7 protein-coding genes are annotated in these 14,471 nt (G+C 71.5%); 6 read left to right on the plus strand and 1 reads right to left on the minus strand.

The window, feature by feature from the left end; genetic code table 11:
- Positions 1–251: 251 nt before the first annotated feature.
- Complete coding sequence (locus tag CHC09_RS39160) at positions 252–3,467, minus strand: GH92 family glycosyl hydrolase (RefSeq protein WP_089298331.1); 3,216 nt, start codon at positions 3,465–3,467, stop codon at positions 252–254.
- A 224-nt stretch (positions 3,468–3,691) separates the two neighbouring features.
- Here CHC09_RS39160 and CHC09_RS39165 point away from each other — a divergent pair, with 224 nt between their 5' ends.
- The 6 genes from CHC09_RS39165 (at position 3,692) to CHC09_RS39190 (ending at position 14,468) form a co-directional block, all read left to right on the plus strand.
- Positions 3,692–4,378: a cutinase family protein gene (locus tag CHC09_RS39165; protein ID WP_089298332.1), complete on the plus strand. Its 687-nt coding sequence runs from the start codon at positions 3,692–3,694 to the stop codon at positions 4,376–4,378.
- A 101-nt stretch (positions 4,379–4,479) separates the two neighbouring features.
- Positions 4,480–6,096, plus strand: coding sequence for a methyl-accepting chemotaxis protein (locus CHC09_RS39170; RefSeq protein WP_179277464.1), 1,617 nt, complete (start codon positions 4,480–4,482; stop codon positions 6,094–6,096).
- A 64-nt stretch (positions 6,097–6,160) separates the two neighbouring features.
- Positions 6,161–8,896: a TIM-barrel domain-containing protein gene (locus tag CHC09_RS39175; RefSeq protein ID WP_089298334.1), complete on the plus strand. Its 2,736-nt coding sequence runs from the start codon at positions 6,161–6,163 to the stop codon at positions 8,894–8,896.
- A 55-nt stretch (positions 8,897–8,951) separates the two neighbouring features.
- Entirely contained in the window at positions 8,952–10,424 is a 1,473-nt protein-coding gene (locus tag CHC09_RS46870) for an MbnB/TglH/ChrH family RiPP precursor modification enzyme (RefSeq protein ID WP_179277465.1), read from the plus strand.
- Between the two features lie 73 nt (positions 10,425–10,497).
- Positions 10,498–14,073 carry an SUMF1/EgtB/PvdO family nonheme iron enzyme gene (locus CHC09_RS39185; RefSeq protein WP_179277466.1) on the plus strand — a complete coding sequence of 1,192 codons (3,576 nt, stop codon included), beginning with the start codon at positions 10,498–10,500 and terminating at the stop codon, positions 14,071–14,073.
- Between the two features lie 74 nt (positions 14,074–14,147).
- Positions 14,148–14,468 (plus strand): hypothetical protein, encoded by a 321-nt coding sequence (locus tag CHC09_RS39190; RefSeq protein WP_089298336.1) that lies wholly within the window; start codon positions 14,148–14,150, stop codon positions 14,466–14,468.
- Positions 14,469–14,471 lie beyond the last annotated feature (3 nt).

The raw sequence follows: 14,471 nt of genomic DNA on the forward strand, positions 1-14,471 counted from the left end.
CGGCCTGGACTCTGCCAAGCGGCCGATGGACGGCGCTCCGCTCCGGTGCCTCAGCGGGTGTTCGGGGCGCGGCAGGGCGTTGCGCGACCTATGTTTCGCGTTCCGGCACGAGGGCAGCGTCCGGCGTGGTCCGGCTGGTTCTGGTGGTGGTGACAGAAGCCGTGACACCACTGGGGGACAGCCACACGGACCGGGCTGGGCGCCATTGCGGTCTACAGGCGACCGTTGCTGCGGCGATATCCGGCTATAGGTCAGCCCAGGAGTTGCCATTCGGCGAGCTGGGTCATCGGGGCGCCGTGGTTGGCGGTGATCTGCAGGCGGTAGTGCTGGTAGGCGCCCGGATCGCCGGGGAGGACGAAGGCGCGGGTCTGGCGACGGTCGGCGAAGTCGATGTCGCTGCGGCTGTCGAGGGTGGCCCAGTTGACGCCGTCGGTGGAGCCCTGCAACGTCCAGGCCCGCGGGTCGCGCTCCGGGGCGTCGTTCGCCGAGGTCAGCGTGTACTGCTTGATCGCCGTCGACGTGGCGAGCCGGTCGGTCAGTGTCGCCGTCGCGGCGGTGACGAGCCACTTGGTCAGGGAGTTGTCGTCGGTCAGCTGTGCCTTGGTCTCGTTCGGCGGGTTCTCGCCGGTGACCGTGAGCGTGCCGCCGGTGGCCCGGTCGGTCAGCTGTGCGGGGGCGCCGGCGCCGGTGGTCAGCGAGGGCGGCAGGTCGGCCGCGGCGCTGCCCCACGACGACGGGTTCGGGCCCATCACGAATTCGAGGGTGCCGCCGGCGGTGAGGTCGGCGTGGGTGAGGTAGTTCCTCGAGTACGCGACGCCGTTGAGCTTGACGCTCTGCACGTAGCGGTTGGTGTCGCTCACTCCCGGTGCGGAGATGGTGAAGGTGCGGCCGTTCTCCAGGGTGACCGTGGCCTTCGGGTGCAGCGGGGCGCCGATCGTGTAGTCGGTGCTGCCCATCCGCGCCGGGTAGAAACCCAGGGTGCCGAAGACGTACCAGGCCGACATCTGGCCGTTGTCCTCGTCGCCGAGGTAGCCACCGCTGGGCCCGGGGCCGTACTGGGTGGTCAGGACGGTGCGGACGCGGTCCTGGGTCTTCGACGGGACGCCCGCGTAGTTGTACATCCAGATCATGTGGTGGATCGGCTCGTTCGAGTGGGCGTACTGGCCGAGGTTCGCGTCGTACGCCTCGCGCATCTCGTGGATGACGCCGCCGTAGCAGCCGGGCAGGTAGTCGCGGGACGCCGCGAAGACGGAATCGATCTTGGCGGCCAGGCCGGCGCGGCCGCCGTACAGGTTGGCCATGCCCTGCGGGTCCTGCGGTGCCGGGGTCGCGTAGTGCCAGGGTGCTCCCTCGGTGAACTCGCAGCCCCACAGGTTGGGCTTGAAGTCGGCGTCGGTGGTGCGCCAGGCGCCGCTGCTCTGCTTGCCGCGGAAGAACCCGACCGAGGGGGAGTAGAGGTTCGTGTAGTCGAGCGCCTTGTTGCGGAAGTACGCCGCGTCCTCGCCGTAGCCGAGCGCGGTGGCCAATTGGAAGATGCCGAAGTCGTCGTTGGCGTCCTCGAGGGTCCAGGCCGCCGACTCCGACGCGGTGTCGGTGGGCACGTAACCCTTGAACAGCGACACCTGGTTGCCGATCCGGCCGTTCGCGTTGTTCGCCGAGTAGACGGTCGCGTTCTTCACCATCGACGCGTACGCCGCCTGGTAGTCGAAATTGCGGACGCCTTTGACGTACGCGTCGGCGAAGGCCAGATCCTGGTTGCTGCCGACCATCATGCCGACGTTGTGCGGGCCGGACCAGCGAGGCGTCCAACCACTTTCCTTGTACGCGTTGACGAAGCCGTCCAGCATCTCCCCGCTGCGCGTGGGAGTGAGCAGGGTGTACAGCGGCCACGCGGCCCGTGAGGTGTCCCAGAAACCGTTGTTGACGTACATCTGCCCGTCGTGGAGCTGATTGTCGTACGGGCTCTGGTGCCGCCGCACCCCGTTCACCAGCTCCGACCGATTGTTCGGGTACATCAGCGCCCGGTACAGATTCGAGTAGAAGGTGATCATGCGGTCGGTGGTCGCGCCCTCGATCCGCACCGCGCCGAGCTGGGCGTCCCAGAGCGCGGCGGCCTCCTCCCGGACCGTGTCCAGGCTCTTCGTCCCGACCTCCTGGTCGAGGTTGCCGTGCGCCTGCGCCACGCTGATGAAGCTGGTGGCCATGCGCAGCGTGACCTGCTCCCCGGCGCCGGTGGCGAACCGCACCCAGCTGGTCGCGCCCTGCCCGGTGATCGTCCCGGAAGCCGTGATCGCCTTGTCGACCGTGGCGTACACGAACATCTTCTGCCCGCGGTGGGTGATCTCACCGGAGATCACCCGGGCGGCGGTGTCGACCGCGAGCGAGCCGCTGCCGCTGTCGACCGTGTCGAACAGGATCACCGCCTCGCTGGTGGCCGGGAAGGCGAAGCGCAGGACCCCGGCGTGGTCGGTGGGTGCCATCTCGGCGGTGATTCCGTACGTGCTCAGCCTGCTCTTGTAGTAATGCGCCTTGGCGACCTCGTCGGCGTGGCTGAACGTGGATTTGCGGGCGTCCGGAGTGGACTTCACCGCGCCGGTCATCGGCATCACCTGCAGTTGCGCGTAATCGGCGATCCACGGGCTCGGTTCGTGGCTGATCCCGAAGCCCTGCACGGTGGTGTCGGCCCATTCGTACAGCCAATTGTCGCTGTTGCCCTTGGTGATCGGGGTCCAGAAGTTGAATCCGTGCGGCACGGTCACGCCGGGGAAGGTGTTGCCACGTGAGTAGGCACTGGTCGAGTCGGATCCGCGCCGGGTCTCCACATAGTCGCTGAGCCGGGTGGGTGCGGCGCTCTGCGCGATCTCGATGTCGTCGAGGTATCCGCGGAACGTGCCGGTGTTGGCCGGCTGGTCGTAGCCGATCAGGATCCGGTCGACGGTCTTGCCGGCCACGTACGCGCCGATGTCGGAGACGACGTTGTTCCAGGTGTTGAAGTTGAGCACGTTGCCGTTGCCCTGGAAGGACGGGTGCACGCGGACCCCGTGCTGGTCGACGGCGCCGGAGTCGCGCAGGAACGTGCCGTCGGTGAAGGCCAGGTCGACCGCGACGTCCAGGTGGCCGCCGGACTGCGGGTACACCCAGTACGACAGCCTGCTGGCGGCGGTCACCGGCAGATTCACATCGAAGATCCGCTGGTACGAGTAGGAGCTGGTGGCGCTCTGGTCGTTGCCGGAGTACATCAGGGCGGCGGAGCCGGTGTGCGCGGTCTCGGCGCGTACGCCGCTCTCCATCGCGGTCAGCCCGCAGCAGTAACCGCCGACGCCCGCGCTCGCCTCGCTGGTGTCGGTCCAGGTCGGCTGGGGCTGCCCGGTCTCGAATCCGCTGCTGAAGTCGCCCTCGGCGGCAGCGGCCGGCAAACCGATGAGCAGGCCGGCGAGCAGGGTCCCGACGGCGATCAGACAGCGCATGAGCCCGCTCCCCAGAGAACAGTGAATGTCATCTATGACAACGCTGTCAGTAAACTGCCCTATCAGTTACGACGGTGTCAAGGATGTCACTGACCGTGTTGGTCAGCCCGGGTCGTCAGTTTTAGCCGCACCGGCAGTGCAAAATTTCTGGGCTGGTGGTCAACCTTTCAGCGCTCCCCCGCGTACCGATAGGCACGTACCTATTGGCGGATAGGAGAGGTGAGATGGTCACTCGACGTAATCAGCCAGGTAAGGGTCGGCGCATCGCGCTGATCGGGGCCGGTGCGGCGGTCCTCGGCGTTGCCGCGATAGTCACCCCGCAGGCGTTCGCCGGCACGGAGACCCGCGCCGGCGCCGGCTGCTCTGATGTGGAGCTCGTCTTCGCCCGTGGCACCGGAGAACCGCAGGGCCTGGGCATCGTGGGGCGGCCGTTGGCCCAGCAGCTCGCCGCGAAGCTGCCCGGCCGCAAGGTCGGCTCGTTCGCCGTGGTCTACGCGGCCGCCGCCAACCAGGCCAGCGCCGGCCCCGGCGCCACGAACATGACCCAGCACATCACCGCGGTCGCCAAGAGCTGCCCGGGCACGCGGTTCGTGATCGGCGGCTACTCGCAGGGCGCGAGCGTCACCGACATCGCCATGGGCATCCGTAACGCGGGCACCGCCGGAGACGCGATCCCGGCCGCCCTCGCGGGCCGCGTCGCGGCAGTCGTGGTCTTCGGCAACCCGCTCGGGCTGCAGCGGCGGACCATCGCCGGCAGCAGCGCCGTCTTCGCCGCCCGGGCCAAGGAGTTCTGCAACACCGGCGACCCGGTCTGCGGCAACGGCCGGAACTTCGCGGCGCACCTGGCCTACCCGCGCAACGGCACCGTCGGGCAGGCGGCCACGTTCGCGGCCGGAAAACTCGGCGGCTGACCGTGCCGGTCGCCTGACCGCCGGCCGGAGATTCGCGGGCAGCCGGGAATTTCCGGCCGGTTACCGGTCAGATGGTCGCCGTTCTCGCCGAACGTACGATTGTGACCATCCTCAACCGGATGCGGCTGGGCATGCGTTTGGCCGTCGCGTTCGCCAGCGTTGTCGTGCTGCTGCTCGTCGTCATGGCCGCCGGCCTGCTCACCGCGTCACGGCAGGGCGACGCCGCCGACCGGATGGCGCAGTCGCAGCGGTTCGTCGGGCTGATGAAGGACGCCAAGTTCTCGGCCGCCGACTTCAACGGCTGGCAGACGGCGTACGCGTTCGACGCCCGGCGCGGCGTGCCGGACGCCGCGCAGGACACCGGATCGTCGCGCAAGTCGTTCCTCGAGTCGATCGAGACCTTCCGGACGACGGTGGCCGCCGCGGCCGAGGCCGCCACGAGCACGGCGCTGCGCGACGAGTTGAAGCAGGTCTCCGCGCTGGTCGACGAGTACGTGACCGTCGACTCGCAGATCGCACAGCTCTACAGCGACAACACCCGCGCTTCGACGAAGGCGGCCGACGCGCTCGTCATCGGCAAGGAGATCGAGACCTTCAAGCAGATCAGCGATCACCTCGACAAGGTCGTCGCGGCGGCCGACGCCGATTTCGCCGCCGCGCGCGCCAGCGCCACCGACGCGGAGCACACCGGCAAGGTGCTGATCTGGCTCAGCGGGCCGCTGGCGGCGCTCGTCGCCGCCGCGCTCGCCGTGCTGGTCACGCGTTCGGTGACCGGTCCCGTCGACCGGGTGCGCAAGCGTCTCGTCCTGCTGGCCGACGGCGATCTGGCCACGCCGGTGGCCGTCACCGGCCGCGACGAGATCGCCGCGATGGCCGTCGCGCTGAGGCAGAGCCTGGACGCGCTCGGCGCGGCGATGAACACGATCGACAGCTCCTCGACGTCGCTCGCCGCGGCGGCCGAGCAGATGTCGAACACCTCGCTGCAGATCGCGGCGTCCGCCGAGGAGTCCGCCGTCCAGGCCAAGGAGGTCGCCAGCGCGACCTCGGAGGTGTCGAGCAACGTGCACACCGTCTCGGCCGGCAGCGAGGAGATGGGCGCCTCGATCCGCGAGATCGCGCACTCGACCAGTGAGGCCACCGCCGTCGTGGCGTCGGCGATGCGGGCCGCGAAGGCCGCCAACTCCACGGTCGCCACCCTGGGCAAGTCGTCCCGGGAGATCGGCGAGGTGGTCCAGGCGATCACGTCCATCGCCGGGCAGACGAACCTGCTGGCGCTGAACGCCACCATCGAAGCGGCCCGGGCCGGCGAGTCCGGCAAGGGATTCGCGGTGGTGGCGGGCGAGGTGAAGGACCTGGCCCAGGAGACCGCGCGGGCGACCGAGGACATCACCCGGCGGGTCGAGGCCATCCGGGCCGGAGCCGAGGACGCGGTGGCGGCGATCGAGGAGATCACCACGGTCATCGACCGGGTCAACGACTACCAGATGACGATCGCCTCCGCCGTCGAGGAGCAGACCGCGACCACGGCCGAGATGAACCGCAGCATCTCCGAGACCGCGGTCAGCGCCGAGGGGATCGCCGCGAACGTCGCCACGGTCGCGCAGGCCGCCCAGCAGACCACCGAGGGTGTCGCGCAGGCCCAGGCGGCCACCGCCGAGCTCGCCCGGATGTCCGGTGAGCTGCGCACCCTGGTCGCGCAGTTCCGTTACGCACCGTGATTGATTGACGAATATCGCTAGATCGTGAGAGCGTTCTCTCAGCCGAGCCTGGGGGAGTGGTCTCATGCCCGTCCGCAGCGTCGCCGTCCTCGCCGCCGTCGTCCTCTCGTTGCCGGCCGCTGTCCCGGCCGCGCACGCGGCCGCACCCGGCATCACCACGGTGACCGTGGGAAACGCGCGCTTCCAGGTGCTCTCGCCGACGCTGATCCGCACCGAGTACGCCGCGGACGGCCGCTTCACCGACGCGGGCACCTTCAACGTCGTCGGGCGCGGCGGCTTCCCGCAAAGCCGCCTCGCCCGCGGATCCGTCCGCAAGAAAATCGACGACGGCTGGCTGACCATCGAGACGGGCGCGGTCACCCTGCGCTACCAGGTCGGCTCCGGACCCTTCGCCGGGGACAACCTGTCGGTACGACTGAAGGCCGGGCAGCAGCAGGTCGACGCCGCGCCGTGGGCCGGCCCGGTCTGCACCCCGGGCCTGCTGTGCGAGGCCGAGACGCTGCGGCCCGCCGCGACCGCCACCGATCACGCCGGCTACACCGGGACCGGCTTCGCGGCCGGGTTCACCGCCACCGGCGACGAACTGGGCTTCACCACGACCGTCCCGGCCGCCGGCGCGTACCAGGTCGGCCTGCGGTACGCCAACGCGCAGGGCGGCGACGGGCAGAACACCAGCCGCAGCCTGAGCGTCACGGCCGACGACGGCGCCCCGGTGCGGATCGCCCTGGCGCCCACCGGCTCGTGGGACACCTGGAAGGTCGTCACCGCGCAGCTCACGCTGGCCGCCGGCCGCCACCGGATCACCGTCGGACGGACGGCGGCCGACTCCGGCAACGTGAACGTCGACAGCCTGGCGCTCGTGCGACCCGGGGATCCGTACCCCCAACCGGTCCAGACCACCGCCCGGCCGTGCCCGTTCGACGCGATCTGCGAAGCCGGCACCGGCGCTCTGAGCGGTGGCGCGAAGCACGCCGCCGACCACAACGGCCACTCCGGTGACGGCTTCCTGGCCGGCCTGGAGCACGCCGGAGCGTCCGCCGCCTTCACGATCACCGGCATCCCCGCGGCCGGTGACTACGCGGTGCAGCTGCGGTACGCGAACGGGCAGGCCGGCAGCCGGCCCATCCAGCCACGCGACGTCACCGTCAACGGGACGACCGTCTCGCTCGCGCCGACCAGCGGCTGGGACTACTGGCGCACGCTGGCCGTTCCCGTCCGGCTGAAGGCCGGAACCGACACGGTGACCCTGGGTTGTCCCACCGACGACAGCTGCAACGTCAACGTCGACACCGTCGCGGTCGCCGCCGCGACGGCACCCCTGAAAGCGCCGCACGCGCCGCTCGGCGGCTACCGGCGCGGCCTCGACGGCGTGGACGGCGGCGCGCTCACCCAGCCCGGCCTGCTCTACCAGGACGGCTGGTCGCTGCTGGACGACAGCGCGTCGGCGCTCTACGACCCCGCGACGCGCAAGGTGACCCAGCGCCCGGCGAAGGAGCAGGACGGCTACCTCTTCGCGTACGGCAAGGACTTCGCTCGCGGTCTTCGCGAACTGTCCACACTGACCGGACCGACCGCGCTGCTGCCGGAGTGGGCCTACGGCGTGTGGTATTCGGAGTACTACGACCGGACGGCGGCCGACTTCCAGCAGACGATCGTGCCCCGGTTCAGGTCCGAGGGCGTCCCGCTGGACGTGCTGATCGTGGACACCGACTTCAAGTCGCCGGACACCTGGAACGGCTGGGAGATCGACCCGGCCAAGTTCCCCGACCCGCGGGGCTTCCTCGACTGGGCGCACGGCCAGGGCCTGCACCTGTCCTACAACGTCCACCCGAGCATCAGGACGAGCGACCCGAAGTACGCCCAGGCCCAGGCCATCGCCAAGGGAAAGATCAAGGACGGGGTGTTCGACTGGGGCGACCCCGACCAGCTGGCCGCGTACTTCTGGCTGCACCAGGATCTCCAGCAGGACTTCACCTGGCTGGACTGGTGCTGCGACAACGCCGGCTCGTCGCTGCCCGGCGTCACCCCCGACTCCTGGATCAACCAGCAGTACGCCGACAGGGACGGTTTCGCGTTCTCCCGTGGCTACGGCTCGCTGCAGGCCGGCGGCTACGGCAACCCGACCGCCGTGCCGGCCGGGCCGTGGGCCGAGAAGCGCACCACCCTGCACTTCACCGGCGACACCATCTCCAACTGGCAGACCCTGCGGTTCGAGGTCGGCTACACGCCCGGGGAGTCCGCGGCGACCGGCCTGGCCGCGATCAGCCACGACATCGGCGGCCACACCGGCGGACTCCAGGAACCCGGCGGCGAGCCGGGCAGCACCAAACTCCCCGACGACCTGTACGCCCGGTGGGTGCAGTTCGGCACGTTCCAGCCGATCGACCGCCTGCACTCCAACCACAGCGACCGCCTGCCCTGGCAGTACGGCGCGGACGCGGCCGCCTCGGCCAAGACGTTCCTGCGACTGCGGGAACAGCTCCGGCCCTACACCTACGCGGCGGCGCGGGAGGCCAATCGCACCGGGATGCCGATCGCCCGGCCGCTCTACCTGGCCTATCCGGACTCGCCGGAGGCGTACGCGGTCGCCGGCTCCGAGTACCTCTACGGCCCCGACTTCCTGGTCGCCCCGGTGACCACGCCGGGAGCGACCGCGACCACGACGGTCTGGTTCCCGCCGGGCGACACCTGGACCGACTACTTCACGCACCAGGTGTACCAGGGCGGCACGACCGCGCAGATCACCACGACGCTCGCGACGATGCCGGTCTTCGTGAAAGGCCACACCGCCCGGCGGTAGGGAACCTCGGCTGTTCTTGCGGTCCGCCGGGCCTTCGACGATGCTGGATTCCCTGATGACCGAGAAGCTGGGAGACGGTGACGACCTCGGGTTCGGGGTGGGACTGCGGCCCGAACTCGTCGACGAGCTGCTGGCGCCCGACTCCGGGTTCGACTTCCTCGAGGCGATCACCGAGGACTACCTGACGCCCGATGAGCAGCGCCGGGACGTCCTGGACCGGCTCGCCGAGCGGTACCCGATCGTGCTGCACGGGCTGTCGCTCTCCATCGGTGGCGTCGACCCGCTCGACCTGGCGTACCTGCGGGGCCTCCGGGAGCTGGCGGACGGCATCGGCGCCCGATGGGTCTCCGACCACCTCTGCTGGACCGGGGTGGACGGGGTGCGGACCCACGAACTGCTGCCGCTGCCCCGAACCCGGGAGAGCCTCGCGCACGTCACCTCGCGTGTGCTCGCCGCGCAGGACGTGCTCGGCCGGCCGCTGGTGCTGGAGAACGCGGCCGCGTACCTCGGCTTCGACGAGTCGACGATGCCCGAGCCGGAGTTCCTCGGCCTGCTCGTCGAGGCGACCGGGTGCCGGCTGCTGCTCGACGTGAACAACGTCCACGTCTCGGCCAGCAACCTGGGCTTCGACCCGACGGCGTACCTGGACGCGCTGCCGGCCGGCGCGGTCGTCCAGATCCACCTGGCCGGCAGCCGGGACATGGGCGCCTTCCTCCTCGACACCCACGACGACCGGGTGTCGGCGCCGGTCTGGGAGCTCTACGAGCACGCGTGCCGGCGCCTCGGGCCGGTCTCGACGTCGTTCGAATGGGACTCCGGGGTGCCCAGCCTCGCGCTCCTGCGCGAGGAGCTGCGCACGGCGGCCGAGCTGCGGGCCCGGGTGGGACCCCGGCCTCCGCGGCCACCGTCGCCGGCGGTCGCGCCGCCGATCCGGGCGGGGGCGGACGCGCGGCGCCTGGCGGATCGCCAGCGGGCGCTCCAGCTCGCCATTCTGGACGGTACGGCGCAGCAGGCGGTGCCCGGCGGCGAGACGGTCCTGCGCCCGCTGTCGCACGGGGAGGGCATCGCCGTCTACGGCAGCGCGTACCGCGCCCGGCACCTGGACCTCCTGCGGACCGCCTATCCGGTGCTCGGCGAGCTGATCGGCGACGACCTCGACGACCTGGCGCTCGACTACCTCGCCTCGGCGGCCGGGCGCGGCGGCGATCTGGACGAGTTCGTGAGCGGGTTCGCCGGCTGGGTGACCGGCGCGTTCCGCGATCGTCCCGGCGCCGCGGCCGTGCGTGACGTGCTGACCCTCGAGACGGCCCTCGCGGAGCTGGGTGGACGGTCGTCCGGGGAGGCGCGGTTCACCTGCCTGGGCGCGCCGGGACACCTGCGCAGCCTGGCGATTCGCGCGGGCGTGCTGTCCGGCTGGACCGGGGAGCCGGGCGCGGAGGTCGCGCTCGTCCGGCGGGACTCCCGGGTGAGCGCCACGTTCCTGGGCCGGGAGCCGGCGTCCGCCGACCCGAGCGACGGCGGGGCATGAGCGAGCCTGCGAGCGAATCGGCTGGCTCAGTTGTTGGCTCATGTCGACGCCGGAGCGCAGCGGAGGTGGCGGCGTGAGCGAGCTTGCGAGCGAATCGGCTGGCTCAGTCATGAGTCACCCGTCGTTCGAGTGGCCCGACCTGCTGCTCGAGATCGACACGGTGACCCGGGTCAGCGGCCGCCTGCACCTGAGATTCCACGGTGTCGCGGGCGGCCGTGACCGGCTGGACTTCGGCGAGACCGAGATCGCCGACCCGGCGGTCCGGCTCGGCGAGCTCGGTGACGCGCTGGACGGCTGGGCGGCGGGCTCGTCGGACGAGCGCCGGTCGATCGAGACGCACCTGCAGGGCGTCGGCATCGAGCTGTACGAGGAGCTGATCCCGCCGGCGCTGCGGGAGTACTACTGGGCGCGGCTGCACGGCCGGACCGGATCGAGCGTCCTCGTCCTGGTCGAGGACGAGGCGGCGGTCCTGCCCTGGGAGATCGTCAAACCGGTGTCGGGTGACGTGGTCGCGCCGTACTGGTGCGAGGAGCTCGGCATCTCCCGATGGCTCGGCTCGCATCCGATCGCGACCGCGCTGCCGGGCGAGCGGGCGGCGTGCGTGCTGGCCGACCCGGAGCTGCGCGACGTCGGCGACGTCGCCCGGGAACGGCTGGGCCTGGCGCCGGCCGACGTCGTCCGCGACTGGGCCGGCCTGCAGGCGCTGCTCGCCGGCGACGGACTGGGGATCTTCCACTGGACCGGCCACGGCCGGCTCAACCCGCGGCACGCCGGCCTCAGCGAGTTGCCGATCGGCGACGCGACGTTCCGGCCCGTCGACGTGCTGCACCCGGAGCAGCGGGGATTCCTGCGCTCCGGCCCCTGGGTGTTCCTGCACGCCTGCTCCACCAGCCGGTCGTCGGTGGGCTCGATCGGCCTCTCGGGCTGGCCCCGGGACCTGATCCGCAACGGTGCCGGTGCGATGCTCGGCGCGGCCTGGGACGTCCGGGCCGGCACCGCGCTCACGTTCGTCGACCGGCTGTACGAGCTGCTGCTGACGGGCGTACCCGTCGCCGACGCCGTACGGCAAGCACGCATCGCCGCCCGGCTCGCGGGGGACCCGTCCTGGCTCGCCTACCAGCTGTACGCGCATCCGAACGCCCGCCTGCTGGCCGGTCGCATCAGCGGCGCCTTCACGGCGATCCCGGTGCGGGCGCTGGTGGAGGAGAGCTTCCGGCCGCCGGGCGACGAGGCGACCCAGTGGCGCCGCCGCTACCTGGAGACGCTCGCGGGGGAGCGGCTGCGGCCGTACGCGGACGTGGTTCCGCTGGGCGGCAGCGTCGAACCGGCCCAGGATCTCGAGTACTCCATGGTGTACGTCGAGCCGGTGGCCCCGCGGGTCGCGGTGGCGTGCGAGGTCCGGGACATCGCGGAGGCGGTCGGCGAGCAGGACGGCGTCGTGCTGCTCGGCGGATCCGGGGCCGGCAAGACGACGACGCTGCGCCGCATCGCCCGCGACCTGGCCGGTCGTGCCCTGCGCGGCGATCCCGGCGTACCCACGCCGATCGTGATCTCCCTGGACGAGTTCGGCGTCGGCGACGACCCCCTCGAGTACGTCCGGCGGCGCTGCCGGGACGACGTCGTGCGGTCGCGGCTGCGGCAGGAGCTGCGGGCGGGTCGGATCTGCCTGCTCTGCGACGGGCTCAACGAGATGGGGCACCGCGGTTACCGGCGGAAGGTGCGCGCCTGGCGGCAGTTCGTCCGGGACTGGCCGGGCAACCGGTTCGTCTTCGCGTGTCGCGCCCCGGCCTACCGCGGCGAGCTGAACCTGCCCGAGATCCAGATCGCCCCGCTCGACGACGAGCGCATCCTGCGCACCCTGTCCGTCAGCGTCGGCTCGTCGGCGGACGAGATGTGGGACGCCCTGGAGAGCGGCGGCCTGCTCGACGTGGCGCGGATGCCGCTCTTCCTCGAGCTGCTCATCGTCTCGTTCCGCGGGAGCGGCTCCCGGCTGCCCGCCAACCGGTCCCGGCTGCTCGAGGGGATCGTGAAGTCGATCGTCACCCGGGAGGAGGACCGCGGCTCCTTCGAGGACGCCAGGTTCGCGCTCGTCATGGTGTCGCTGGGCGAGCTCGCGCACGCCATCCTGCTGGACTCGCCGAACGGCGCCCTGCCCACCGACCGGGCGCTGGTCGTCTTCGAGACGGCGCACCGCGGCGCCGAGCCGTCGGTGGTCGACGAGGGATGGCGCTTCGCCGTCGAGACCGGCATCCTCTCCGAGCACGACGAGCAGGTCCGGTTCCGCAGCGTGCAACTGCGGGACTACTTCGCCGCGTGCGCCCTCGACCGCAGGCAGCGGACCGGCGAAGACATGAGCCGGTACGCGGCGGTGCCCGTGCCGGACGACGACCACGCCGGCGCGGCACCGGAGAGCGAGTGGGCGGAGGCGGTCATCCTCGCGTCCGGCCTGACCGCCGCCGCCGACTCCCTGCTCGACCAGGTGCGCGCCGTGAACCCGCGCCTGGCCGGCGAGTGCCTGGCGCGCAACTCGCCCGCGGTCACCGCCCGGACGGTCGAGGAGATCCGCACGACGCTTGTGGAACGGGCGACCGACGAGCGGATCGGGCTCGGCGAGCGGGTGGCGACGGGGCTGACCCTGGGCCGCGTCGGCGATCCCCGGTTCCGCCGCGACGGCGGCTTCGTGCTGCCCGAGCTGTGCGCGGTCCCGGCCGGTGTCGTCTGGCTCGGCAGCGCGGAGGACGACGAGTGGGCCTTCGCCGACGAGCGTCCCCAGCGGCCCGTCCAGGTCGCGGCGTTCCGCATCGGGCGCTACCCGGTCACCAACGCCGAGTACCGGGCGTTCGTGGCGGCCGGTGGCTACGACGATCCCGGCTTCTGGACCGAGCGCGGGTGGGTGTGGCGCAAGACTCGGGACAACGGGGACGGCTCGCTGAGCCGGCGGCTTCGCAACCTCGCGTACTTCCGCGGCCACCCGGAGGACATGGAGCGGTGGTTCGCGGAGGCCGGCCTGGAGACCTCCGACCGCGAGATGTGGCGGCGACTCACCACGATGGACGACGCCGCGGCCCGCGCCCACCTGCGTGATCTCGGGCTGCGGCAGGTCCGGTCCAGGGACGCGCCGGCGTTCTCCCGCTACCCCATGCTGAACTGCGACAACCAGCCGGTCGTCGGGGTGAGCTGGTTCGAGGCGGTCGCCTACTGCCGGTGGCTCGGCGCGGTCAGCGGCCGCACGTTCGGCCTGCCCGCCGAGGAGCAGTGGGAGCGGGCGGCGAAGGGCGACGACAAGCGGATCTATCCGTGGGGCGAGCGGTGGGAGGCCGGGCGCTGCAACGCGCTGCCCGCGAACCTCCAGCAGACGACGTCGGTCGGGGTGTTCCCCGGCGGCCGCAGCCCGTTCGGGTGCGAGGACATGGCGGGCAACGTCGCCGAGTGGACCTCGAGCCTCTACCGGCCGTATCCCTGGGTGAGCGGCGCCCCATCGGCCGACCCCGAGGCGGAGGGGGTTCGGGTCACTCGCGGCGGGGGATGGGAGTCGACGGCGCGGGTGGTCCGGTGCGCGCTGCGCGGCGACATGAGCGAGCCGCACACCCACGGGGCGAGCCTCGGCTTCCGCGTCGTGACGGGCGCCGAGAACGGCCACAACGGGTGATGGGGACGGTGCTGGAAATCCACTATGGTCGGCTGTGATCGCGTCGACCGGCTACCCCGTGAAGGTGGGATGTCATGCGGGAACCTCCGAAGCCGTACGAGGAGCTCAGCCTCGAGGAGCTCGCTGATTGGATCGTCCAGCTGGTGAATGCGGCCGACTCGACCCGACTGGAGATCAATCTCGCGCTCGCGGAGGTGTACCGGCGCCACGGTGTGCGGGTGAATCCCGACTCGGAGCGCCTCTACGAGATGCGTGACGCCCTGGAGGAGTGGCTTCAGCGCGATGCCAACCGGCGGATGGGCTGGCCGCGCCGCGGCGACCGTCCGCCTCGCTCGTGCGGGGCCTGCATGTGCTCCGCCACGCGCCTGGAGCCCCGGGCCGGCGGCGGCGACTGACCC

Origin of the sequence: Actinoplanes regularis, from assembly GCF_900188005.1 — a bacterium.
In the GTDB taxonomy this organism is placed as follows: Bacteria; Actinomycetota; Actinomycetes; order Mycobacteriales; family Micromonosporaceae; genus Actinoplanes; species Actinoplanes regularis.